The organism is Pseudomonas sp. R25(2017) (genome assembly GCF_002112565.1).
Lineage (GTDB): Bacteria > Pseudomonadota > Gammaproteobacteria > Pseudomonadales > Pseudomonadaceae > Aquipseudomonas > Aquipseudomonas ekonensis.
Genome location: NZ_NEHZ01000003.1, coordinates 38,765 through 63,123 on the forward strand (window position 1 = coordinate 38,765; position 24,359 = coordinate 63,123).

Annotated in this window: 21 protein-coding genes, 1 other RNA gene and 2 pseudogenes; 10 read left to right on the top strand and 14 right to left on the bottom strand. The window is 60.5% G+C overall.

The window, feature by feature from the left end; all coding sequences use genetic code 11:
* Positions 1–35: 35 nt before the first annotated feature.
* From CAG31_RS04650 to CAG31_RS04670, 5 genes are all read left to right on the top strand, one after another.
* Complete coding sequence (locus CAG31_RS04650) at positions 36–1,211, top strand: MFS transporter (RefSeq protein WP_085578357.1); 1,176 nt, start codon at positions 36–38, stop codon at positions 1,209–1,211.
* Position 1,212: 1 nt separating this feature from the next.
* Positions 1,213–1,875 carry an HAD family phosphatase gene (locus CAG31_RS04655; RefSeq protein ID WP_256575506.1) on the top strand — a complete coding sequence of 221 codons (663 nt, stop codon included), beginning with the start codon at positions 1,213–1,215 and terminating at the stop codon, positions 1,873–1,875.
* Positions 1,872–2,510, top strand: a complete 639-nt coding sequence (locus CAG31_RS04660) for a YdcF family protein (protein ID WP_085578361.1) — start codon at positions 1,872–1,874, stop codon at positions 2,508–2,510. The genes CAG31_RS04655 and CAG31_RS04660 overlap by 4 nt, the downstream gene beginning before the upstream one ends.
* Before the next feature lie 24 nt (positions 2,511–2,534).
* Positions 2,535–3,992, top strand: a complete 1,458-nt coding sequence (locus CAG31_RS04665; RefSeq protein WP_085578363.1) for an amidohydrolase family protein — start codon at positions 2,535–2,537, stop codon at positions 3,990–3,992.
* A gap of 118 nt (positions 3,993–4,110) precedes the next feature.
* Positions 4,111–4,479, top strand: a complete 369-nt coding sequence (locus CAG31_RS04670; protein ID WP_085578365.1) for a glyoxalase superfamily protein — start codon at positions 4,111–4,113, stop codon at positions 4,477–4,479.
* Between the two features lie 260 nt (positions 4,480–4,739).
* Here the strand turns inward: CAG31_RS04670 and CAG31_RS28905 are convergent, their stop codons facing one another.
* Positions 4,740–5,603 (bottom strand): methyl-accepting chemotaxis protein, encoded by an 864-nt coding sequence (locus tag CAG31_RS28905; protein ID WP_371856092.1) that lies wholly within the window; start codon positions 5,601–5,603, stop codon positions 4,740–4,742.
* Positions 5,604–5,645: 42 nt separating this feature from the next.
* Positions 5,646–6,596: pseudogene (locus CAG31_RS28910) on the bottom strand (methyl-accepting chemotaxis protein); the annotation flags it as partial.
* A 338-nt stretch (positions 6,597–6,934) separates the two neighbouring features.
* Here CAG31_RS28910 and CAG31_RS04680 point away from each other — a divergent pair.
* Both CAG31_RS04680 and CAG31_RS04685 read left to right on the top strand, forming a co-directional pair.
* Positions 6,935–7,606: a histidine phosphatase family protein gene (locus CAG31_RS04680; RefSeq protein ID WP_085578369.1), complete on the top strand. Its 672-nt coding sequence runs from the start codon at positions 6,935–6,937 to the stop codon at positions 7,604–7,606.
* Between the two features lie 26 nt (positions 7,607–7,632).
* Positions 7,633–8,454, top strand: a complete 822-nt coding sequence (locus tag CAG31_RS04685; RefSeq protein WP_085578371.1) for a phosphatase PAP2 family protein — start codon at positions 7,633–7,635, stop codon at positions 8,452–8,454.
* Positions 8,455–8,517: 63 nt separating this feature from the next.
* On the opposite strand, the gene CAG31_RS04690 is transcribed toward CAG31_RS04685, so the two are convergent.
* Together CAG31_RS04690 and CAG31_RS04695 are read right to left on the bottom strand one after the other, a co-directional pair.
* Positions 8,518–9,951: a glycosyltransferase family 39 protein gene (locus CAG31_RS04690; protein WP_085578373.1), complete on the bottom strand. Its 1,434-nt coding sequence runs from the start codon at positions 9,949–9,951 to the stop codon at positions 8,518–8,520.
* Positions 9,952–10,020: 69 nt separating this feature from the next.
* On the bottom strand, positions 10,021–10,608 hold the full coding sequence (locus tag CAG31_RS04695; protein WP_085578375.1) for a GNAT family N-acetyltransferase: 588 nt from the start codon (positions 10,606–10,608) through the stop codon (positions 10,021–10,023).
* A 149-nt stretch (positions 10,609–10,757) separates the two neighbouring features.
* On the opposite strand from CAG31_RS04695, the gene CAG31_RS04700 reads away from it, so the two are divergent.
* Positions 10,758–11,330, top strand: a complete 573-nt coding sequence (locus tag CAG31_RS04700) for a GNAT family N-acetyltransferase (protein WP_139831363.1) — start codon at positions 10,758–10,760, stop codon at positions 11,328–11,330.
* Between the two features lie 105 nt (positions 11,331–11,435).
* Here CAG31_RS04700 and CAG31_RS04705 read toward each other — a convergent pair whose 3' ends face one another.
* Positions 11,436–11,792: a DUF6124 family protein gene (locus CAG31_RS04705; protein ID WP_085578377.1), complete on the bottom strand. Its 357-nt coding sequence runs from the start codon at positions 11,790–11,792 to the stop codon at positions 11,436–11,438.
* A gap of 178 nt (positions 11,793–11,970) precedes the next feature.
* Positions 11,971–12,060 (bottom strand): annotated as a pseudogene (locus tag CAG31_RS28650) (hydrolase); the annotation flags it as partial.
* Positions 12,061–12,298: 238 nt separating this feature from the next.
* On the opposite strand from CAG31_RS28650, the gene CAG31_RS04710 reads away from it, so the two are divergent.
* Complete coding sequence (locus CAG31_RS04710) at positions 12,299–13,300, top strand: restriction endonuclease (RefSeq protein ID WP_085578379.1); 1,002 nt, start codon at positions 12,299–12,301, stop codon at positions 13,298–13,300.
* 259 nt (positions 13,301–13,559) lie between these two features.
* Here the strand turns inward: CAG31_RS04710 and CAG31_RS04715 are convergent, their stop codons facing one another.
* From CAG31_RS04715 to CAG31_RS04735, 5 genes are all read right to left on the bottom strand, one after another.
* Positions 13,560–15,812, bottom strand: coding sequence for a restriction endonuclease subunit S (locus tag CAG31_RS04715; protein WP_085578381.1), 2,253 nt, complete (start codon positions 15,810–15,812; stop codon positions 13,560–13,562).
* Positions 15,809–17,278, bottom strand: coding sequence for a class I SAM-dependent DNA methyltransferase (locus CAG31_RS04720; RefSeq protein WP_085578383.1), 1,470 nt, complete (start codon positions 17,276–17,278; stop codon positions 15,809–15,811). Before CAG31_RS04720 ends, CAG31_RS04715 begins: the two co-directional genes overlap by 4 nt.
* Positions 17,279–17,365: 87 nt before the next feature.
* Positions 17,366–19,732: an EcoAI/FtnUII family type I restriction enzme subunit R gene (gene hsdR, locus CAG31_RS04725; RefSeq protein WP_085578385.1), complete on the bottom strand. Its 2,367-nt coding sequence runs from the start codon at positions 19,730–19,732 to the stop codon at positions 17,366–17,368.
* 81 nt (positions 19,733–19,813) lie between these two features.
* Entirely contained in the window at positions 19,814–20,122 is a 309-nt protein-coding gene (locus CAG31_RS28655; protein ID WP_085578387.1) for a hypothetical protein, read from the bottom strand.
* A complete protein-coding gene (locus CAG31_RS04735; RefSeq protein WP_085578882.1) occupies positions 20,119–21,099 on the bottom strand; it encodes an integrase domain-containing protein in 981 nt (326 codons plus the stop codon). Before CAG31_RS04735 ends, CAG31_RS28655 begins: the two co-directional genes overlap by 4 nt.
* Positions 21,100–21,335: 236 nt before the next feature.
* Here CAG31_RS04735 and CAG31_RS28390 point away from each other — a divergent pair, with 236 nt between their 5' ends.
* Positions 21,336–21,986 (top strand): hypothetical protein, encoded by a 651-nt coding sequence (locus CAG31_RS28390; protein WP_176243858.1) that lies wholly within the window; start codon positions 21,336–21,338, stop codon positions 21,984–21,986.
* A 67-nt stretch (positions 21,987–22,053) separates the two neighbouring features.
* On the opposite strand, the gene CAG31_RS04745 is transcribed toward CAG31_RS28390, so the two are convergent.
* The 3 genes from CAG31_RS04745 to CAG31_RS04755 form a co-directional block, all read right to left on the bottom strand.
* Positions 22,054–23,310: an integrase domain-containing protein gene (locus tag CAG31_RS04745; RefSeq protein WP_085578389.1), complete on the bottom strand. Its 1,257-nt coding sequence runs from the start codon at positions 23,308–23,310 to the stop codon at positions 22,054–22,056.
* A gap of 187 nt (positions 23,311–23,497) precedes the next feature.
* Positions 23,498–23,887: a transfer-messenger RNA gene (ssrA, locus tag CAG31_RS04750) on the bottom strand.
* 96 nt (positions 23,888–23,983) lie between these two features.
* The gene (locus CAG31_RS04755; protein ID WP_085578391.1) at positions 23,984–24,268 is read right to left on the bottom strand and encodes a hypothetical protein; all 285 of its coding nucleotides are present in this window, start codon (positions 24,266–24,268) and stop codon (positions 23,984–23,986) included.
* Between the last annotated feature and the right edge of the window lie 91 nt (positions 24,269–24,359).

Genomic DNA, 24,359 nt, shown 5'->3' on the forward strand with positions numbered 1-24,359 from the left:
GAGCCCTGACCGGAGGCAAGTCCTATGGATGACGAATGTATCTGATCTTTTTCGGTTTCTTTGCGGCGGAAGGGATCATCTATCCGTTCTGGCCGACCTGGCTGGACTCGCTGGGCTTCAGCGCCAGCCAGATCGGCCTGCTGATCGCGGCGGTCTACTGGCCGCAAGTGGTGACCGGCGTGCTGATCACCTACGTGGCCGACTGGCGCGTGGACCAACTGCGCCTGGCCGCCGCGCTCGGTTTCTCGGCGGCGCTGTGCACGCTGCTGTTCCATTTCATGCCGGTGCACCTGTGGGGATTCGTGTGCCTGAGCATCCTGTTCGGCGGCCTGTGGATGGTGGTGCTGCCGCTGTCCGAGTCCTACCTGCTCAAGCGCGACAAGCAGGCGTTGCAGAACTACGGCTGGGTGCGGGCGGTGGGGTCGTCGGCGTTCATCCTGACGTCGACCCTCGGCGGCCTGCTGTTCGCGCACCAAGGCCAGTCCTGGGTGCCGCTGGTGATCGCGGCGAGCATGGCCTTCACCGGGGTGGCCTGCCTGTGGCTCAAGCATCGGGTGCCGCGCACGCCGCCGGCGCCGGCCGGGCGCCCCCCCAAGCGTCCGGACTGGACAGCGCTGTTCGCCCACAAGCCGCTGCTGATCGCGATTGCGGCGGCCAGCTGCATTCAGTTGAGCCACACCCTGTACTTTTCCACCGCCTCGATCGGCTGGGGCGTGAAGGGGTATTCCGCGAGCTGGATCGGCGCGTTCTGGGCGTTGGCGGTGCTGGCGGAAATCACCTACTTCGCGTTCTCCAACAAGGTCCTGGCGCACTGGCCGGCGCTGCCGGTGGTGATGGTCTCCAGCGTCTGCGCCGCCGTGCGCTGGGCGTTCTTCTCCGACAGCGACGCGCTGGCGCTGATCGTGCTGGGGCAATGCCTGCACGCCCTGAGCTTCGCCGCCTACCATTCGGCGATCATGCGCCTGATCCGTGATCACGCGCCGCAGGACATCCAGGTCTTCACCCAAGGCGTCTACTATTCGCTGGCTGTCGCGTTGCCCATGGGGCTGGCCACGCCGTTCGCCGGCTACCTGTACGAGACGCTGCCGCAGTGGTCCTATCGCGTCATGGCCCTGTTCGCCCTGGCCGGCACGGCGCTGGCCTTCATCGCCCACCAGAGAATGCGAAGTTCAACGGATGACACCAAGAACGTTTACAGCCGTCTGCTTTGACATGGACGGCGTGCTGATCCAGTCCCGCGAGGTCATCGAACTCGCCTGGACGACCGTGGCGCGCCAGTACGCAATCGCCGTCGACCAGGCGTTCATCGACGAGCACATTCACGGCCGCCCCGGTGGCTACACCTTGCAGGCCCTGTTCGGCCGCTTCGACGAGCGTAAGCGGGCGGCGATCAAGCAGGAAGTCGACGCCATCGAGGAACGTTCCGCGTGCTCGCTGGTGCCGGGCGTCGCCGAACTGATCGGCCGGCTCAGGGGCCGCGTGCCCATGGCCCTGGTGACCAGCAGTTGGCGGGCGCGGGTCGAGCATGTCCTGCAGCAACATGACCTGGCCTCGGCTTTTGACACCATCATCTGCCGTGACGATGTGCGCCACGGCAAGCCCGCGCCCGATCCCTATCACTTGGCGGCGGCGCGGCTGGGTTGCCGAAGCGATGAATGCCTGGTCTTCGAAGACTCCGTCAGCGGCGTGCAGTCGGCCACCGGCAGCGGCGCGCTGTGCATCGGCATCGGCGACGACCCGACCCTGACCGGGCACGGCGCCGCGTGCGCGTACGCCGACTTCACCCGGCTGCCGGTCTCGCTGGCGGCGGAATCGGCCCATGGCTACGTCGACGGCGGTCTGGTCCTCGGTGCCCGGGAGGCGGTCCTCTCATGACGCCGACCCTCAAGCACGCCAACGTCCTGTGGGACTTTCTCGGGTCGGGGCGCGGGCACGAGTCCTGCGAGCTGATCGTGGTCTGCGGCTCCTATGACCTGCGGGTCTGCGACTACGCCTGCGAGCTGCTCAAACGCGGCGTCGCCCCGCACCTGCTGTTCACCGGCAACACCGGCAACTGGACGAAGCATTTGTGGGAACGTCCCGAAGCCGAAGTCTTCGCGCAACGGGCGCTTATGCTGGGGGTGCCGGCGGAGCGGTTCACCCTGGAGCGACGCGCCACCAATTTCGCCGAGAACATCGCCTTCGCCAAGGCGCTGTTTCCGGACGTGCGCCGGGCGACCTTCCTGACCAAACCCAACTCGATCCGGCGCGTGGCGTTGACCTTGCCCGTGCAGTGGCCGGAGCTCGACGCGTGGGTGGATGCGCCGGCGTTCGGCTTTCCCGACGGGGTCAGTCACTTGATCGGCGTGCTGGGGCTGATCGACGAAATGGTCGGGGATGTGCACCGGATCAAGGTTTATCCGTCGCTGGGCTTTCAGGTCGGGCAGGAAATCCCGGAAGATGTCCAGGTGGCCTGGCGCTACCTGATCGAGCAGGGATTCGATCATCATCTGATCAAGGGAAGGGACTGACGCTGGCCTGATGCCGGAGACCCCATGCGCTACGACACACTGATCCGCAACGCCCACGTCATCGACGGCAGCAATGCCCCCGGCTACACCGCCGACATGGCGATCCGAGCCGGCCGCATCGAGCGCATCGGCGACCTGCCGGACGCCCGCGCCGGCGATGAGATCGACGCGGCCGGTCGGGTGCTGGCACCGGGGTTCATCGACGTGCACACCCACGACGACACCGTGGTGATCCGCCAGCCGCAGATGCTGCCCAAGCTCAGCCAGGGCGTGACCACGGTGATCGTCGGCAACTGCGGGATCAGCGCCGCACCGGTCAGCCTGCGGGGCGATCCGCCGGATCCGATGAACCTGCTGGGCAGTGCGGCGGCGTTCGTCTATCCGCGCTTTCGCGATTACCGCGCCGCGGTCGAATCGGCGAACACGACGCTGAACGTGGCGGCGCTGGTCGGGCATACGGCGCTGCGCAGCAATCACCTCGATGACCTGTTCCGCACCGCCAGCGCCGAAGAGATCGCCGCCATGCGCGAGCAGTTGCGCGAAAGCCTCGAAGCAGGGGCCTTGGGGTTATCCACAGGCCTGGCCTATGCGAGCGCGTTCTCGGCGTCCACCGAGGAAGTGATGCAACTGACCGAAGAGCTGAACGCCTTCGGCGCGGTGTACACCACCCACCTGCGCAGCGAATTCGAACCGGTGCTGGAGGCCATGGACGAAGCGTTCCGCATCGGCCGCCACGCGCAATCGCCGGTGATCGTCTCCCACCTCAAGTGCGCCGGCGTCGGCAACTGGGGGCGCAGCCCGCAACTGTTGGCCTCGTTGGAGGCGGCGGCGAAAAACCATCCGGTGGGCTGCGACTGCTATCCCTACGCGGCCAGTTCCTCGACCCTGGACCTCAAGCAGGTCACCGACGCCCACCGCATCACCGTCACCTGGTCCACGCCCCACCCGCAGATGGGCGGCCGCGACCTGGCCGACATCGCCGCCGAATGGCAGGTGCCGCTGCTGGAGGCGGCGCGGCGCCTGCAACCGGCGGGCGCGGTGTATTACGGCATGGACGAGAACGACGTGCGGCGGATCCTCGCGCATCCGCTGACGATGGTCGGCTCCGACGGCCTGCCGGAAGACCCGTTCCCGCATCCTCGCCTGTGGGGCGCGTTCCCTCGGGTGCTGGGGCATTTCAGCCGCGATGTCGGGCTGTTTCCGTTGCACACCGCCGTGCACAAGATGACCGGGCTGTCGGCCAAGCGCTTCGGCCTGGCGGAACGCGGGGAAATCCGCGAAGGGCATTGGGCGGATCTGGTGCTGTTCGACCCGGCCACCGTGCGCGACGTGGCGGACTTCAACGACCCGCAACGGCCGGCGCAGGGGATCGACGGCGTGTGGGTCAACGGCGCTTTGAGCTACCGCGACGGGCAAGCTACAGGGTGCCGGGAAGGACGGTTTCTGGCGCGCCGGGGCGACCTGCGGGAGGGATTTCGCTGAGGATTCCGAGCAGTGCGTCACAGTGGTGGCACATTGCAATTAAAGAATGCCGGGCGCAGGCCGAAGCGCTGACATCCAGCCCGTCTACAATTGGGGCCAATCAGTCAGGGAGCAACCCATGAGCTTCGGCAAAACCACTCCGATCCTGCGGATTTTCGATGAGGCCAAGGCGATCGAGTTCTACGTCGGTTTCCTCGGCTTCACGATCGATTGGCAGCACCGCTTCGAAGAAGGCTTCCCGCTGTACCTGCAAATCTCCCGGGGTGATTGCGTGCTGCACCTGTCCGAACACCACGGCGACGCCACGCCGGGCTCGGCCCTGCGCATCGAGACCGACGAACTGGAGGCGTTCCAGCAGCAACTGATCGCCAAGGCCTACAAATTCGCCCGCCCGGACATCCAGGCCATGCCGTGGGGCAGCCAGGACATGACCGTGACCGATCCGTTCGGGAACCGGTTGGTGTTCACCAATGCGATTTGTGTTTGAGGCGTTCGCTGGCGTAGCAGAGCGTCTGCGGTAACGGCCGAACGTTTTCGGCAACCCTTCTGACCGCTTTCGCGGGCAAGTCGCATCGCCGTTCCCACATGGCTTTGCGGTGGGCGCAGATTCTGCATCCACCCCAATCCTCTGTGGGAGCCAGCCTGCTGGCGATGGCGCCAGAGAAGGCGCCCCAGGAAAAGATCAAGACAGTTGCTCCCGCAGGTTCGTTGCGTCCCTGCGGGAGCAGGCTTGCCCGCTGACGGGTGTCAGACGCGGAAGTGACTCACCATCTGCTGCAGCTGACCGCCCAGGCGGGCCAGTTCGACGCTGGACGCGGCGGTCTCGTCGCTTGCGGCGGCGGTCTGTTCGGACACGTCGCGCACGTTGATGATGCTGCGGCTGATCTCTTCGGCCACGGCGCTCTGCTGCTCGGCGGCGGCGGCGATCTGCTGGTTCATCGACTGGATGTTCGACACCGTGCGGGTGATGTTCTCCAGGGAGTCGCCGGCCTTGCGGGTCAGGGCCACGCTGCTGTCGGTCAGGGCGCGGCTGTTGTTCATCACGGCGGCCACTTGCTGGGTGCCATTCTGCAGGCCCGCCACCAGTCCTTCGATTTCCTCGGTGGACTTCTGCGTGCGCTGGGCCAGGCCGCGGACTTCGTCGGCGACCACGGCGAAGCCACGGCCCGCCTCACCGGCACGGGCCGCTTCGATGGCGGCGTTGAGGGCCAGCAAGTTGGTCTGTTCGGCCACGGCCTTGATCACGTCCATGACGCTGCCGATCTTGTCGCTTTCCTGCTGCAGCACGGTCATGGCTTCGGTGGAGCGCACCACTTCGCTGGCCAGACGCTCGATCTGGGCGATGGCTTCGTTGACCACCTTGTCGCCGTCGCGGGCTTCGCCGTCGGCGGCCGCAGCGGCCTGGGAGGCCTCTTCGGCGTTGCGCGCGACTTCCTGCACGGTGGCGGTCATTTCATGCATGGCGGTGGCGACCTGATCGGTCTCGACCTTCTGGCTGTTGACCCCGGCGCTGGTCTGCTCGGTGACGGCCGACAGCTCTTCGGCGGCGCTGGCGATCTGGGTGACGCCGTCGCGGATGCCGCTGATCAGGTCGCGCAGGGTCACGCCCATGCGGGCGATACCTTGCTGCAGCACGCCGAGTTCGTCGCGGCGGTTGACCTTGACGTTCTGGGTCAGGTCGCCGCTGGCGATGCGCTCGACCACGGTCAGGGTTTCCTGCAGCGGACGGGTGATCTGACGGGTGATGATCACGGCGGCGATCACGCCCACCAGCAGCGCCAGCAAGGTGCTGATCAGTTGCAGGGTGCGGGCCTGGGCGCTTTCCACGTCGCGGCGGTCAAGCTGGATCTGGTACAGCTGCTCGCTCAGGGTCACGATGGTGGCGCCCTGGTCGGTCATTTCCTTGCGCGCCTGCACGGCGTCGGTGTTGGCGGCCTTGTAGGCCTGCAAGGCGCTGCGGTAGCTGACCAGCGCGTCTTCCAGCTGGCGCAGGGCGCTCTGGTGGGAGCTGGCGAAGTGCGCGTTCAGCTGCTTGAGGCTGGCGATCGCGACATTCAGCTGGGCGACGGCTTTCTGTTCGGTGTCGGCGTTGGTGGTGGCGGTATAGCCGCGCACTTCGTAGCGCGCCAGGATGAACGCTTCCTTGGCTTCGGTGATGGCCTGGAACTGCTCGAAGCGCTGCTCGCTCATCGGCAGTTGGCGGACGAAGTCGCTGATGGTCTCAAGCTGGGTGTAGGCGGTCTCGGCGTTGGCGGACATGGTGTCGCGTGCGCTGTTGCCGGTGCGGTAGGCGTTGCGCATCTTGTTCAGCGACGTCTGGTACTCGGCGATGGTCTGCGCCTGCTCCTTGAGCAGTTTGACGTTTTCCGGGCTTTTGAACTTGCTGATCAACGCCTGCTGCTGAGCGGCGAAGCCGTCGAGGGTGGTCTGCACGTTCTGCGCGGCGGTCTCGTCGCCGTTGGTCAGCATGTATTGCAGGCGCACCACGCGCAGCTTGGTCAGGCCGGCGTTGAGCTGGGTGATGTCGCTCATCCAGTTGCTGCGGTCAATCAGGCCGCCCAGGCTGGTCCAGCCGGTCAGCGCCAGGATGCAGGTCAGTGCCAGGACAAGGCCGAAGCCCAGCCCCAGTTTGAGGTTCACGCTGATGTTGCCGAACCAGCTATTCATCACAATTCCTCCAGAAACGTTGTGCTGCTTGATCGTCGGTTGGGCTGGAAGATTGTTGTTCTTTTGAGCCAGCAATGGTGTTAGCAGGACTGTATCGGCCGCAATCCCGAGAGCTGAAAGGATTTTGTCGGACGGAATCTGTAACAAAGCTTTCCGGCGCGTCCGCACGTCCTCCCAAGGTTTTTTTCACACGCGTTTCACCGGTCGCCCACGCCGCTGTCCTTAACCTCGCCGCTTTGAATGTCGCGTGCTGTATGCCGGTGAGGCGGCCTGCTGTGGAATTGAGACTGAGTCTGTTCGGGGTCAAACGCTCGCTGTCGCTGGGCGGCCTGGCCCGCTACCGCAATGCCTGGGTGATCCTGGCGGCCACGCTGCTGGCGGTTCCCTTGACCCTGTGGCTGCTGGCGCCTGCGGCGGTGCCGGACCTGGCCCACGGCAACGTGGCCGGCGCAAAGGCGCTGGCGGCGGGGTGGGCCAAGGGCGACATGATCGTGCTGGTGCGCCATGTCGAGCGCTGCGACCACTCCAAGGCGCCTTGCCTGATCGGCAACGATGGCATCACCGACCGCTCGCGCAGCGTCGCCGTGGGCGTCGGCGCGCAGTTCGAGCGCCTGGGCCTGGCCCACGCCGACATCTACAACAGCCCGATGCTGCGCACCGTGCAGACCGCCGGCTACATGTTCAACCGGGCGGCGACCGGCGAGGACTGGCTGATCAACTGCAAGGGCCGGATGCTGCAGGACGCCCTCGCGCACAAGGTGCCGGGGCGCAACCTGATCCTGGTGACCCACAGCGAATGCATGGCGCAGCTGGAAAAGGATCTGAAGGTCTCCGCCTCGACGCCCGGCTACGGCGCCTCCCTGTTCATCTCCGCCGCCAACCCATCGGCGCCGAAAATGCTCGGCCTCATCGAAGCCTCGGACTGGCGCTCGGTGACTGCCCAATGACTGCCTCCCTCACCTCAGGACACTCCATGACGCCCAGCCGCTACTACCTGTTCAACTTCGGCATTCCCCTGGCCTGCGCGGCGCTGGTGTTTGCGGTGTTCGACATGACCCACCTCGATGTCGCCTTCAGCAACCTGCTGTTCGACCCGGTGAGCCAGTTGTTCCCCATCGAGCAGAACCACCTGTTCGAACAGTTCACCCACAAATGGGCGCGAATCATTCCGAACTGGACGGCCGAAGGGGCGTTGATCGCGTTGATGCTGTCGTTAGTCTGGCCATTGTTGGGCACCGACCGGCGCCCGCGCCTGGGTGCGTTCCTGGAGCGCAGCCAGGTGGCGCCGGTTCTGCGCTTCGCCGCTGAGCATCGGCGCGACTGGCTGTTCGTCGTCGTGGCGTTCGCGCTGTGCACCGGCGTGATCCATTTCCTCAAGGCCCACACCAGCGTGTATTGCCCGATCGAAACCACGCTGTACGGCGGCAAGATGGCGCACGTCGACTGGTTCAGCAATTTCCAGCTGTTCCGCGAGGCCGGCGACGGCCGCTGCTGGCCGGGCGGCCACGCGTCGGGCGGGTTCACCATGCTGGCGCTGTACTTTGTCGCGCGCCGTCACCAGTGGCGTTTCTCCAGCGCCGTGCTGTACGGATCGCTGCTGCTCGGCCTGATCTACGGCACCACGCGGGTGCTGCAGGGCTGGCACTACATGTCCCACACGTTCTGGGCCGGGATCTTCGTCTGGCTGACCTGCCTGCTGACGGCGCTGGCGTTCTACGGCCAGGCCCGGCTGGCATTGCCGGTGCTGCAAGAGCGCCGGCGGCCGGTGTTCGCCGCCCAGGCCGGCACCGCCTGACCCTTCTGCGTCGTGCATGAAAAAACCGCCGTCACTGGCGGTTTTTTCATGGGCGTGAATCCCTCAGTAGCCGACGAAATAATAGGCCTGGCGCCCGACCATCATGGTCTTGAGCACTTTGAGCGGCGCGGCGGGCTCGCTGTCGCCGGACATCACCGCCACGTGGGCCGGCGAGGCGCGCAGGTAGGCGTCCAGTTGGGCGGGGGTGTCCAGGCCCTTGAGGATGCTCTGGGTGTAGAACACGCTGGCGCCACCCAGCCGCTCGTTGGCCTGGAACAGCGCCACCTGTTGGCCGTTGGCCTGCATCGACTGGATCTGCTCGGTCAGCGGCAGGAACGACAACTGGCGGTCGGCCCGGGGCATCGCCCACTGCGCTGCGCCCAGGTAACTGGCGATCACCAGCGCCAGCAGGCCGGATGCCAAGGCCCGGCGGTGCCGAGCGAGCCAGCCGGTGAAGCCGTGTTCGCGGCCCTTCAGCCGTTCGAACAGCACCGCCGCGTACTCCGCTGCGATCCCAGCGGCGGCCGGGGTCATCGACATCAGGTACACCGTGCGTTTGCTGGAGGCCAGGGTCAGCATGATGAACTGGGCAATGATCCACAGGCTGAAAAACAGCAGGTAACGGTTGGCCCGCAGGCTTTTGCGAAAGTGCCACAGCCCCAGGTACACCAGAATGTTCCACGGCAGGAACGCTTCCGGCAGTTTGGCCAGGTAGTAGTAGAACGGTTCGTAGTGGCCGGCCTCCACGAAGGAGCCGCTGAAGCGCCCGACGCTGTTGGTCAGCAGCACTTCGCCCACGGCCTGCGCGCCGCCGCGCTGGTACAGCACCGCCAGCCAGATCAGCAGCGGCACCAGCCCCAACGCCGTCAGCAGGCCCGGACGCAGCCAGGCGCCGAGTTTCAGGCGCCGGTCCATCAGGTTGTCCGCCAAAAGGTACGCGAAGATCACCACCCCCGGCATGGCCAGGCCCAGCACGCCTTTGCTCAGGGTGGCGACGGCGATCCCGGCGGCGAACAGCAGGCCGTTGCCCACCGTCGGCGAACGCAGGCCCTGGAAAAACGCCAGCAGCGCGGTGGTCACGCCGAGCGCCAGCAACGCGTCTTCGCCGACGCCACGCACGTTGCTCCAGTAGCTGGCCATGGTCGCCAGCAGAATCCCCGCCGTCCAGGCGATGGCCCGTGGCCGTCCGAGGCGGCGCAGCATCGTGTACAGCACCATCACGCTGAACAGCCCGGCAAACGCCGACGCCAGCCGCACCGCCCACGGCGACACGCCGAACACGCGCAGGGCGCCGGCGTCCAGCCACAGGCTCAGGGGCGGTTTCTCCAGGAACGGTTCGCCGAACAGGCGCGGCGTCACCCAGTCATTGTCCAGGTGCATCTCCATGGCGATCCCGGCGACCCGGGCCTCGGTGGAGCCTTGCAGTTGATGGTTGCCCAACGCGAAGAAAAACAGCAGGGCGGCAAGCAGGAACAGGGACGAGGCGGCACGCGACATGGATTCAGGCAACCGGAGTTGAGCAGGAAACCCGAGCTTACCCGGCCAATGCTTAACAAATTGTGAACGTCAGGAAAGACGTCGCGACCAACGCTGCTCCTCTGCCTCGAACCGGTCGTTCACCCGCGCCGTCAGCACATGGTCCTGCCAGCGCCCGGCGATGTTCAGGTACGCCTTGGCGTAACCCTCACGCTCGAACCCCAGGCGCTCCAGCAACCGCGCACTGCGCTCGTTGCCGGGAATGTAGTTGGCCATGATCCGGTGCAGGTTCTGGCTTTCGAACATGTAGGCGATGCCGGCCTCCAGCGCTTCATGCATCAAACCTTGGCCCTGATGGGCCTCATCGATGTGATAGCCCAGGAAGCAGGCCTGGAACGCGCCGCGGATGATCCCGCTGAAATTGCACGCGCCGATCATCTGCCCGCCGTCCGGCGTCAGCAGCGCCAAATGCACCGCCAGCCCGGCCTCGAAAGCGCTGCCCTGCACCTCAAGGCGCCGGCGGATCTGTTCGGTGGAAAAGTAGTCGTCGGTGCGGATCGGCGACCACGGGGCGAGGTGCCGCTGGTTGCGTCGGTAGAAATCGTGTTCCAGACCCGCCTGCTCCGGATCGAGCACGGCGAGCGTCAGGCGTGGGCAGGGCAGGGTGAGCAGCGGCATCGGGCGCTCCGTTGGCGGGACTTATTGGAAGAATTGACCGATGGGGAAGAAAACACAAACCGCTCGCTTGAGTTTGCGCAGGGTTTGAAGATTCACGGGGCGGCTTCGTATATCGTCGAACCACATGGAATCCGATCAAGGAAAAGGAAATGGAGTTTGCGTTCACCACCGGCCAGCAATCGTTCCGCCTGCTGCCCCCCGATCCGACGCTGTGCACCGCGCTCGCCCACGCGCTCAACGCCAGCCACGTCGCCCACGCCGAATTCCTGCCCTGGGCCCGTCCCCACACCACCGAGGAACAGGCGCTTGAGTTTCTGCTCATGTCCCGTGACGACTTCAGCAGCGAAACCGGCGAACGCCGCTGGTTCATCGTCGCCGACGACGGCCAGACCGTTCTCGGCTGCATCGGCCTGAAGCCACGGCGCCGCAATCGTTACGTCGTGGGGTATTGGGCCAACACCGAGCATTCGGGCAAGGGCTACATGCGTGCTGCATTGAGCCGATTGCTTTGTGGTTTTCCTGACGCTGACTTCTATCTGAGCGCGTCTTCGGCCAACACCCGCAGCCAACGCCTGGCGGAATCCGTCGGATTCGAGCTGATCCGCGTGCACCCCGCGGGCCGCAACTCGCCGCAGCACGGCGTGCAAGACACGCTGGCCTACCGCCTCAAGGCCAAACCCCAGGCAAAAAAAAGCCCGCGGGAGAGCGCGGGCGAACCGTAGTTTCTTGAATGAGCGAGGGCAATGTACACGGCCGCCGATTAAGCGGGGGTGAAGAAAAGTTCATGTCGATGAATGACTTGCACCCTCGGCGCCAGGCCTGCCGTCTCAGTGGACAACGGGCGCCGGCGGTGGCACGACGGCCTGCTGCGGATCGACAGTTTCCAGCGCTCGACACACCAGCATCTCCGTCATGGTCGCCAACTGCTGAATCGCCAGCATCCGACTGCGCTGCGCCCCCTCGAAACCGTCGGCGAAATTCGCCGTCACGGAGTTGAGCGCGGCCAGGGTTTGGGTGGCGTGCGTGAGCAGGGTCAGCGTGTCCACATCGGTGCGGACGCTGAACAACTCCTTGAAGGGGGGCGCTTGCCGGCGTTTGCGCACACGTTCGCTGGGCTGCGGGCGGGAGTCGTGGGGGTCCGAATCGGGTGCTGGGGATGGTGGGGTCTGGCTGTCTTTCTTCATGACGGGGCTCCAGGCATTTGATGGCCGGGTGAAAGCGAAGCCAGGAGCCTATCGTGTCGGTGATGCTTGAAACAGTTCATGGAAGTCGACGCGTGTTGCGGGAAACTTCCTAGGACGTGCTTAGGGGAGCACGGAGCTCGGCTGAAGTTGGCGTGTGTCTGAAGTGATGTCCCCACAGTTAAATGCCTAGCCCACCGGAGCGATTCAGTGACGAACTTACGGTCAGGTCGGTGAGCAATGTTGGCTGCAATACGGCGTTGACTGATGCTGGGGGTATCCAGGTAGGCGCAGAGACTTTTTTCGACCGTCGCGCGTGATCGACTGTAGGGCAGCAGTACCAACTTGTGGACAAGTATGTTGCTTCGCCGTCGAGCTGATCGCGGCCTTGTGAAACCTGATTTTTGCCTGCAGGTAAGCAGAGCTACGTGTCGTGCTTTTTTCATTCACACAAAAAATCACCATTGCTACAGTTTCGCCTCAACTCCATGGAAAGAATGAGTATCAACATGCCCACGATGTGGATGATTCGAGGTGACGGCGGCCGTCTCTATGACGATTTCAGAGATCGCAATCTCGCAGCCATTGGGTGGACTCAACTGGCGCTTGAGGCCAAGCCTGGCGTTACCCGAAAGGCGTTGATCCAAGCCTATAAAGATCTACAGCCAGGGATCAAGGATGCAAGTGCCGTATCGGGTGCTTCCCAGGTGTTCCGTTTCGTTAACGAAATCAACATCGGCGATACGGTCGTTACCTATTCTCCTGCGAACCGGACCTACTTGGTGGGCCGCTTCACTGGTGCGTGCCAGCATCGTCCCGACCTGGCAGAGGTGGGTATGTCTTTGACCAGGCCGGTTGAGTGGTTTGCGCAGGAGGTCGACCGCGACAAACTCACCGGTGCCAGCAGAAACAGTCTGGGATCTACGCTTACCGTGTTCAATGTTGCTGAGGATGCCCAGAAGGAATTGCTGGCCCTGGCCACTGGGAAGAACGTGACCACTGCACCAAAGGATTTGATTGAAGAACCAGAAGCTCTTGAGGATCCGCTTAAGGGCGTTCAGGAGATCGCCTTCGAGCGCATCAAGGATCAAATCAACAGTCTGGACTGGGCTGAGATGCAGGAGTTGGTGGCGGGCATTTTGCGAGCCATGGGATACAAAACGCTTGTTTCACCGGCCGGTGCTGACCGCGGCAAGGACATCATTGCATCGCCCGATGGTTTTGGATTTGAGCCACCGCGAATTGTTGTAGAGGTCAAGCATCGGAATGCCCGGATGGGGAGCAACGAAATCCGCAGCTTTCTCGGTGGAAGACACAAGGATGATCGAGGGCTGTATGTAAGCACTGGTGGGTTTACTAAAGAGGCGCTGTATGAAGGAGAGCGGGCCAACGTACATCTGACGATGTGGACGTTGGATGAACTGGCGCGCACGTTGATGGCGCATTACCCAGCTACCGATCCGGAGACTAAGCGATTGGTGCCGTTGAGTTACTTTTATGTGCCTGCGTGAAGGTTGCATGTCTTGAGTTGGTGATTGGAGAGGTGGAGTATTCGGGTGAGATAATATCTGGCATTACTGAATTCCAAGAAAAATTAAAGACTTTCTTGGATGAGCCGGGGTAATTTGAACAGAGCTATTAGCTACCTGATTTGCAAGAAATACATTGGTTAATAAAACTCTTTGGAATACCGATTGGAATGCCGAGGCAAGCTGAAATCAGCGATATGCCTCGGTGTGTTATTTTGCAAAGACTTGCCAGAGATTAATCTTATTCGAAGCCGGGTAAGCTGCGCATGCCACCTTCGGTCCGCTTGCCAAAGCCGGTGGGCATTAGCACCTTGTGCTTCTTCATCTCTGCGAGAACCGCGAACCATTCGGTTTTGCAGAAGCGTAGCTTAGTGACGTTCCAGTTATGCATGACTTCGTTCACGATGGCTTCATCGGCAACTGGGCGACCTTCGAGAATAAAATCGTTCCACGCGGCATAGAGAGTCACAGTCATTTCGCAACGATCCGTATCCCAACCCTGCATTAGCTCGATCACCTGGTCAACGGTGATGCGTTCAGCGACTGACCAATTGCCTCTATATGCCTGCCGATGTTCTCCTGCTTGAGAAAGCGGGCGGTACGAATGGCCAACAGTCTCGCGCTCGATGCGCTCGTACCACTGCCGGTTTCGCAACTCACTTTCTATCTGATTCATTAGCTGGCGATCGTGGGGGCCCGCAGCATCGCGCAGGTAAGCGCCCTGGATAGCGGTAAGCTTAGCTGCATGCTCGGCCAGATAAATCACTTTCTGTAGCTTGCGTTGTCCGAATGTACGTTGGTTATGTAGTCGATGCGTGATTTCCGCTGCGAGTAGGGTACGAGCCACTTGCCGATCGGCGGAAATTGAAGCCTGTCGGCAATCTTCACTAATGGCGTGCTCGACGAGAGTGTTAGCTAGCTGTTCGTTGAGTTGGTGGGCCTGGGTTAAGCGGGCTTTTAGTTGGTCGCATAGAGTCATCAGTTGAGCAACTTTTTTGACGATGCGGTGCTGTTCGTCGAGAGGTGGCAAGCTAACGATATGCGACCACAACTTTTCCGAAATCAGCTTGCAGGTGCCATGACTTGACCGGTCAACAAGTCCAACCATCAACCCCTTCGCAGCCTGCAAGTACATCAGCAGGTAATCACTGATTTCTGCAGGTGGCACTAATGCCTTCATGTCTTGGTTGATTGTGACCTCCCGCGCAGTGATTGCGACAGGAAAGGAGTGCGCCAAGATCATGCCCCGTACGACCATAAGCAAGCTCTTGGGAGGGACTGATCTTAGTGAGGTTTCAGCCAAGGCTTTAGCAGATATGTGGTCTTCGGAGTCCTGGATCAGCGGTCGCTTCATGTCCTTCGGAGAAACCCAGGGGATATCACCGCTCCAGAACTCCGCATTGGCTTTGCTAGGTGTCGATCCACCAATAATTTCGCCAAGCTGCCCCAGCGGGGCTTGAGCCCACCCCTGCAACATATGGGGTTGGCTTTTAATGCCATTTTTCTCGAGCAGACATGCCACCGGCTCATCACTGGAATTTTGCGGCACCAGTTTGCCCATCACTGCGAGTTGCAGCACCGTTTGTTTGAGGGCACCGATGCTGGATTCGGTGGTGAACAGAGTGTGGAAGTGTTTGGCCAGGCGTTGCCAGTTGGCAGCGAACTGGTTGGCGTCGCAGGTCTGTATCAGGCTGTCGAGTAGCGCTTGCAACAGTTGGGCGTGGGCGTTTTCGGCGTCGGCCTGTTGGGCGTCCAGTCGGTCGCAGAAAGCCATCAGTTCATCGACTTTGGCGACGATGCGGTGTTGTTCAGCGATCGGGGGCAAGACTAGAGTAAGTGCTTCTAGCTTACCTTTCGTCACATGCTGAAGTCCCACTCCGCCGTGAGCTTTAGCAATCAGTTCTTCTAAGCGAGTATTTATCGCCAATTTTAGAAACTTATCGAAAAATGCGTCGCCTACCTGAGAGCAAGAAAAAATATGTTGGTTTAGAGCCGCTTTTCCTCGTTCCCAAATGAACGCCCCGAATGAAGTCCCGGGTGTGCCTGACCAGCTGATGAGTATTGTCCCAGTGTCGATGACATGGCGATCATCGACAGTATCTGGATTGCAATAGTTAAACGGCGCCTCTGGTTTGTTCAGGTTTTGGATCCTGACAATGGGAAGTCCCGCAGCTATCCATTCTGTAGGCTTGAATGCGCGCCCATTGATCATCTCAAGACAACTTCCAAGGCGTACCCAGTTCCAACCCTGAGGCACGGGAAATGGTTGTTCCTGCGAACTTATCTCAGCCTGCTGCTTTAATTTTTTACCCGCAGTTAACCGCGCCTTGTCTTCTGCAATCCGCTTAAGCAACTCGCTGGCCGGTTCATCACTTGGATCTTGCGGCACCAACTTGCCGCGCACCGCTAATTCCAAAATCAGCTCTCGCAGCTTTTTAATGCCATTGGGCGCACCGGCCAGTAGCGGCAGGTTGTTGGTTAGCAGCGCCGTCATACCTCACGCTCCAAGGCTTCAGCCAGCACGGCTTTAAGCTGGTCACGCAGGTCGCTGATTTCGCTTTGCAGGTTGGCGTAGTTACGCAGGAGCTCGTCGGGGTCGTGGCTGACCTGTTCGTCGATATGCGGGTTTTTGCAGTCTAGGTTCCAGTTGCGCGCTTGCAGTTCTTCGATGCTGACCTGCCAGGCAAACTCGTTCTCCACTCGTGCAGCAAAGCCATCGGCCTCGCTGCCCCACCAGGCTTCCTCCACGGCGAATTCTTCGATGCGCATGGGGCGAGTCTTGGAGTAGTTCTTTACTCCGGCTGGGTACTGATGCTCGTAGAACCACACCTGTTTGGTGCGTGTACCTTTGGTGAAGAACAGCAGGTTGGTCTTGATGCCGGTGTAGGGGTTGAACACTCCGTTGGGGAGACGAACGATCGTGTGCAGGTTGCACTCGGCCAGTAGCTTTTCCTTGATACGGCTTTTGATGCCTTCGCCAAATAGGAAGCCATCGGGAAGCACTACGGCGGCGCGGCCACCGTCCTTGAGTAGCTGCATGATTAGCACCAGAAACAGGTCGGCAGTTTCGCGGGTGCGGAAGGCCGCGGGGAAGTTGGTTTCGATACCGTCTTCTTCCACGCCGCCAAACGGCGGGTTGGCGACGATGCAGTGCATGCGTTCGCTCGGGCCCCAGCTGATCAGGGGTTTACTCAGGGTATTGTCGTGGCGGATCTGGCTGGGCACTTCGATGCCATGCAGGATCATGTTGGTGGTTGCCAGCAGGTGCGGAAGCGGCTTCTTCTCTACACCGAAGATGCTGGCTTGTAGAGTACGCTCATCCTCGGCGGTATTTACATAGCGGCTGCGTTTGTGCTCGATAGCGCAGGTGAGGAAACCGCCGGTGCCGCAGGCCGGGTCCATGACCTTCTCGGCCAGCTTGGGATCAACCATGCGCACCATAAATTCGGTGACGGGGCGCGGGGTGTAAAACTCGCCAGCGTTACCAGCATTCTGCAGGTCACGCAGCAGTTGCTCGTAAAGATTGCCGAATTCGTGGCGCTCCTGAGCCCTATTGAAGTCCACGCCCTCTTGAATTTTGTTGATTACCTGGCGCAGCAATTGGCCGGACTTCATGTAGTTGTATGCGTCTTCAAACACGCTGCGTACTACGAAGGCTGACGGTGTGTTGCTGTACTCGTGCAGGTTCTGCAACTGGGGGAACAGGTTGTTGTCGATAAACTCCTTCAGCGCATCGCCGGTCATGCCTTCCGGGTCGGCGGCCCAGGTGCGCCAGCGGCAGCTCTCGGGAATGGGCGACCGGTAGTTGTCGTCCATCAGTTCCCATTCCTGCTCGCGGTCATCAAAAATCTTCAGGAACAACAGCCAAACTAGCTGGCCAATGCGCTGGGCGTCGCCGTCTACGCCAACGTCTTTGCGCATGGTGTCCTGGATGGACTTGATGGTGGAGCTAATGGACATGAAGGTCTCTCAACACGTATCGCAGGGGGGCAAAATTCTACCGGATAGTGGAGGAGACTGCTTCGTCATGTCGTCGGTGTCCAACCCTTAGCTTGCGTAGAGCTCCTCCTCCAGTTCGTGGATCGCCTTGGTGTAACCCGCCTTGCCGCCAAAGGCTTTGACCAGCTCGATAGGGGCACCGATCTGGCTGAAGGGGTCAAGCTGAAGAATTTTTATGTCTTCGATGTGCTCGATTCCAGTATCTGCGTATTTATCCAATAGCGCCTCCAGCACCTGGCGGGCTGCGCCAGAATATTTGGCGAAATAGTTGCGCTTTTTTACCTGCTCGGCTCGCTCACGGCGTGATAAGGCAGGCTGATCGAAGGCTACGTGGCAGATCAGGTCGAACGGATCGAGCGGCTTGCCTTGTTTCTTTTCTACTTCTTCGGCCAAGGCCTCCCACATCACGCCCTGGATGGCCATCTCCTCGATGATGACTCTCTTTTGCTCGGCATCTCCCCAGCGTCGGAGGAAGTCATCCAGTGAGGCGAACTGCTTTCGTACGCAGGTGCGGGTGTAATCGTGTAGTGACTCGGTGATCAGCCGGCCATCAGGACCGTAGTACTGCACCCGTTCAGCGACGACATAGACCGGTACGTTGTTGATGATGTATCTGATGCGTTTTTTGCCTTCTTCCTCGCCTGTGAAATCTGATTCGTCACCCTCGTTATCGTTGCCAGCGCTGGAGCCTTCTTCATCGGCTATTGGTTCATCAGGCGGTACCGGGGAGTCATCGATCTCTGGGGCGTAGATCACCACTGGGTCTCCGTCGAAGGCCGGGTCGGCAAACAGCTCGGTGGCCTTTTTGAAATCCATTATGGTGAACCAGTACTTACCGAATTCCTCGTTGATGCGGGTGCCACGACCGATGATCTGCTTGAACTCGGTCATAGATTTGATGTGCTGGTCGAGCACGATCAGCTTGCAGGTCTGCGCATCTACGCCGGTGGTCATTAGTTTGCTGGTGGTGGCGATGACCGGGTAGCGCATTTCCGGGTTGATGAAGTTGTCCAGTTCGGCTTTGCCCTCCTGGTCATCGCCAGTAATGCGCATGACGTACTTGCGGTTCTCAGCCACGCGCTCGGGGTTGAGGTTGACCAAGGCTTGGCGCATGCGTTCGGCGTGATTGATATCGTCGCAGAAGACGATTGTTTTCTGGAATGGGTCTGAGGCCTTGAGGAACTCGGTGACCTTCTGCGCGACCAGTTGAGTCCGCGCCTCGATGACCAGGCTGCGATCCATGTCCTTCAGATTGTAGATGCGGTCTTCGATCAGTTCGCCGTTCTTGTCGAGCATGCCCTTGGGGGGGCGCCAGCCTTGCAAGTCTTTGTCGAAGTCGATGCGCACCACTTTATATGGCGCAAGAAAACCGTCCTCGATGCCCTGTTTGAGGGTGTAGCTGTACACCGGCTCACCGAAGTAGGTGATGCTTGACACCTCTTTGGTTTCCTTTGGTGTGGCGGTTAGGCCGACATGGGTGGCGCTGGAGAAATAGTCGAGAATTTCGCGCCAGGCGGAATCCTCGGCAGCGCTGCCACGGTGACACTCGTCGATCACGATCAAGTCGAAGAAGTCGCGGGAGAACTGCTTGTAGATGTTCATCTCTTCGTCAGTGCCAGTGACGGCCTGATAGAGCGATAGGTAGATCTCATAGGAGGTGTCGATCTGGCGTTTGGCGATTTTGGTCATCGCTTGGCCAAAGGGTTTGAAGTCGTTGTTCTTCGTCTGGTCGACAAGAATGTTGCGGTCGGCAAGGAACAGAATTCTCTTTTTCTGTTTTGATTTCCACAGTCGCCAGATGATTTGAAAGGCGGTGTAGGTTTTGCCAGTGCCTGTGGCCATCACCATCAGGATACGGTTCTGCCCGCGCGCTACCGCCTCAACGGTGCGGTTAATGGCGTTCGTTTGGTAATAGCGCGGCATGCGCCCGGAGCCGTCGTCGTAGTATGGCGCTACGATCTTGTGTTGAACCGCAGTATCCAACCCTTTCCATTGGCAGTAGCGCTGCCAAAGCTCGGCAGGACTAGGGAATTGATCCATGGAGAGGTTCGTTTCTACCTTGCTGCCCGTACCGCTGCGATCATGGAACAGGAAGGCATCGCCATTGCTGGAGAATACGAACGGTACATCCAACGCCTCTGCATAGCGAAGAGCTTGCTGCATGCCGGAGCCAACGGAGTGGTTGTTATCCTTCGCCTCGATTACAGCGATAGGCAGGTTGGCTTGATGGTAGAGAATGAAATCTGCACGGCTCGCTTCGCCGCGACTGTGAAGCTTGCCCCGCACGATAATGCGGCCTTTGGTGAAATAAACTTCCTCGCGCACCTGCTTGAGCATGTCCCATCCAGCTTGCTGAATGGCAGGAGAGATGTACTTACTGCAGATGTCCCGCTCGGAAAGTGATTTCTTGTCCATGGCTCACTGTGTCCCTATGACGTGCTGTGGACTTTATCAGAAGGGTTGGAGGCATGCTGCCAGTATTGAGGGCTGGTATTCTCAGGATCGGCCGTTAGGCCTGCGTACGCCCTGACAGCGGTTGAAAACCCATGGCTTTTCTAATCGTCGGGCGAGCAGCCGTACGGTCAGTAGATAGTAATACTGTGAAGCACCACTTCGCTCTTTCAGGCGTTGCTCGAGAAACCAAACCAAATGCTTTCGCTGCCAAGCCCAAGGCGTCCCTCTGTGCCAGCGCTCTGCAATCTCAGCGTGGATGAATTTCGCCTGTCGCAAATGGCGTTGCCGGGTTGAGTGCGAGCCGGTTAGCGCTCCAGACAAGAACAACTCCATGTCAAATGGCTTGCTCATGTCCGTCCTCCAATGTAGGCAGCGACCACGTCGATCCGCCCATGCCCCAGCTCAAAGCTGATTTGCCTCCGAGCCTCACGATCAAGGTTCCTATCTACCTGGCAACATTGGCCGCCGTTTATTGGCGCGCGATGCTGGGTGATCTGCTCATAGCGCTCACATGCGTAGGCCGCTCGTAGTTCATGGAAGCCTTTGAGATTGTGTGCATCCAGAATGTCCCGCGCAGGGCGGATGATTTCTTGTAGAAGATTTAGGTAGCTTTCGGTCGGAGCAATCAGATTGTGACTGCCCGCAGGCGAAACCTGCCGTGCAAACCCAAGCGCACCACGAATATGATCATTCACCATAATCCAACGTGGTGCTGAGGCTCCGGCGCGGCCGCCTTTGGTGCCGTCCTGAATGTCAATCCTGCCTAGGTCGTTAGCCTCACGGCTTAGCCGTGGCAGGTCAGCCAAGATGGCCTCACGCAAGCGCATACCGGTGGCTCGCGCCAACAGAACAATCGCAGCGGCTCGTAGCTGATGGTGGCGGCAAAGCGCATCGACGATCTGCTTAATCTGTTCTCGGTCTTGGCCTTGGGGAACCGAGTGGCGAACCCCGGTGCGCTGCATACCCAGCGCCTTACTTGGACTTGGCAATTTCACATACTGATCACCGCGAAGTGCCGCCATGGTCCTGTTAACGCTGGATAGCCGATTTTGTGCGGTGCTGACGGCGAGGTCATCGCGCCTAACCACGTCACGCAGATACGCCGCATAGTCGGCCAACACTTTGCGATCAATCTGCCGCGCATCATTGATACCGGGCCCCAGTTCGGAGCGGCACCATTTGACGAATGCCTGCCACCGATCACTGTGCGCCTTGACCGTGCCGTAGTGGCCGCCGGCGAACATATCTTTCAGCGCCTGCGGCCCTGCATAGCTCAATTGCCTGCCGTAGCCGAAATTGCGGCCATCGCGTCTACCCACCAATGCCATGTCGGTCACCTCATCTTTCGATCTCCGTTTCTCGCCCCACGTCATCCCGCCAAGAATGTTGAGTGTTATCAGGGATCAAGGCCCCTGCGACCTGTGGGGAATGTCCTCTACGCGGGACTGGCGGCTCCTTACGTCCAGGAGCAAGGGCATCTCATGATCTGGCCTCCTGAGCACCGTTGCCGGTGGGCGGGTGGAGGTAGCACTGGCTGACGAGACCAGTGCCTGAGGATCACGAGTTGGGTGAACGCAGCAGTGTGATGACCGGCGCATGCCTGACTGTCAGTCAGGTGCAGTCCATTCCCTGGTCTGCGGCACCATCATCTACATCGCTGTTGCTGGTGACTTCGGCGTTTGTCACGCCGATTGTCACGAGTGGAGTTGCCGCAAAGCCAAGTGCGATGAGGGCTGCAGCAGTGTTAGAAGCGCCCGTCTCTTTCCAGGAGAAAGAGACGGGCGCAGGTTGGCGCAAGATTCGGCCAAGCGGATTGGTTGCTGCAGGGCAGCGAAGTAGGAGGTGTTGTCTGGCGCACGAGGGCCATGATCTGAAGGAGGCATCCATCACCGGGGAGGTGACCGGGCGAGCTGCCGGACGCGAATCGCCATTTGGGGGGGAGAACCACCGCGAAAGCGGCGTGGCCTTCAAGGTTCGGGCCACCTGGGGTGCTGTCATCGACAGCGCTTGCATGGCCAGTTCTACGCCTGTGGATAAACCCGGTCAAGGTTCGAAACTCAGCGCCACTTTGGGATTTAAGAGCGGTTATCCACCGGTGGAATTCCGTGGTAAATCCTGGACAACGTGGTCGCTTTTAGCTGTTCAAAGTGAGGTCCTTCCAAACAGGGCGGCTTTGCAGCCCTGTTTGGAAGGACCCGTGCTGAGAAGCGGATGAGCGAGGCTGCTTGCCCCGAATCTTGAACGTTCAGTAGTTGCTGCTGCCGTTCTTGCGCCGTACAGAGCTAGCGAATCGGTACCACGTTCTTGTCTCTGACTTGGCCGTACGCTGAGGCAAGCAGGCTGCCGGTGGCGGCCTTCTGGATGTACTCACTCCACCAAGCCATCATCGGACGCCGGCGCTCGATGTAGTCGGCTCGGTTGTAGGCGCTGCGCACCTCGTCCTTGTCGACGTGCGCCAGTGCCACTTCGATGAGCTCCGGGTCCCACCCATGTTCATTCAAGATGGTGCTGGCCATCGAGCGCATGCCGTGGCTGACCAAGCGGTCCTGGAAGCCCATGCGTTTCAACGCCATGTTGGCCGTTTGGCTATTGGCGTGGGTGCGCGGATTTCTGTCTGCCGGGAAGACGTATTCGCGGTGGCCGCTGTGAGATTTGAGTGACTCCAACAGGGCGAGAGCATGATCACTCAACGGGATGCTATGTGGGCGGCGCTTCTTCATCCGCTCCGCCGGGATAGTCCAGACACGCCTTTCAAAGTCGATGTCTGCCCAGCGAGTAGTTGCCGCCTCGGCGGGGCGAGTCATCGTGTGTAACTGCCATTCGATCAGGCAGCGGGTGGTGCGTTTGATGCTGGCGTTAGCGATCTCCAGCATGAGCTCGGGGAGCTCTTCGGGCGGAAGCGCAGCCATGTTCTCTTTCTTGGGCTTCTTGAAGACTGCCCTGATGCCGCTGAGCGGGTTGGCGAAGATCAGGCCGGAGTTTACGCCGTAGGTCATGATCTCGTTTAGCCGCTGGCTAAGACGTTTGACCGTCTCCAGGCTGCCTTTCGCTTCGATTGGACGAAGCAATGCGATCACCATCGGCGCGGTGATTTTCCCCAGTGGTGTCGTCTTCAAATCGGGGAGCACGTGCAGTGTGAGCGACCGCCAGATGTCCTCGGCGTAGGCCGGGGTGACCGAGTCTTTCTTGAGCTCGAACCAGGCGGTGGCCACGTTCTCGAAGGTGTGTTCCGTTTCTGCGCGCTTGGCTTCGTTCAACGTATTGCGCTGCACCTTCGGATCGATGCCTTGGGCGAGCAGCTCGCGTGCTTCGACTGCCTTCTTTCGTGCGTTCGCCAGTGACAGTTCGGGGTAGGTCCCGAAGCCGATGTTGATGCGCTTCTTGGTCACCGGTTCGCGGTAGTTGAAATTCCACAGCAACGAGCCGTTGCTGCGTACTCGGAGCTGCAAACCGTCACCATCCGTGAGGACATAATCCTTGGACGCGGGTTTGACTCCCTTGAGCTGTCGATCGGAGAGGCGGAGGTTTTGAGCAGGCATGAGATCGTCCTCAAGCACTGATTCGGTATTCCAAAGATTAGCACCGGGTGAGGTGGAATACCGCCTGGAATACCCGAGCGGTTGGAACTCAAAAACTCTCAAAAGACCGCAAAAGCGCTGGAGGCCGCGTATTTACTGGATCGCAGGCACAAAAAAAGACGTCCGTGGACGTCTTTTTTTGATCATTTGGTGGAGCCGGGGGGATTTGAACCCCCGTCCGCCAGTGCTCCGCTGTCGGTACTACATGCGTAGCCGTGTCTATTGAGTTAACCCTCAGCGACCCGACGGGCAGGGTGCTTTGGGCGAGTTGTGTAAGTTTTAGCCGCTTCGTCCACAACGTACTGCACGGCGATTCTGTTCTATATGACAATCATTTCGGGTTTACAGACATCCCCTGATGATTGCTGGGCCCGAAGGCACCAGGAGTGCATGTCAGCTGCAATTAAGCAGCGAGAGCAGCACCGTATTGGTCGTCATTGGCAACTATAAGAAGTTGCAACAGTGGATTTACGAGTTCTGTTACCAACTCGGCATGCACCTAAAGTTTCGCCACCGGCGTCGAATCCTAATCGGCCCCGAACCCGTTGCTCGGTATTTCTCTTTGAGCAACAGGCACGTGCAGTGTACGCCAAACCGCTGGCGAGGCCAACCCGAAGGTTGGCCCGTTCACGGATCAGCTCTTGCCGTCCTTGCCGTCCTTGTTCGTGTTGCGGATGTCCTGTAGGGTCTTGGTGGTTTCGGTGATGCATTTTTTGGTGCCATCGTCGGTGTTTTGCGCCTGGTAGGCTTTGGCCTGCTGGACGCTGGCGTCCACCTGGGCGCTCTTGTCCGCAGGAATCTGGGCCTTGGCGTTGGCGATGGTTTGCAGGTTGGTCTCGCATAGGTCGCCGGCGGCGAACGCGGCGGAGGTCAGCATCGAGGCGGTGACGAACAGACCGAACAGCACAGAACGTTTCATGGGCAATCTCCTTGAACTGAGGATCCAGACTTCGCTGGCCGTCAGGACGGGCAACCGGATGAAGGAACAGCCCCGTTCGGCGGGGCTTGTT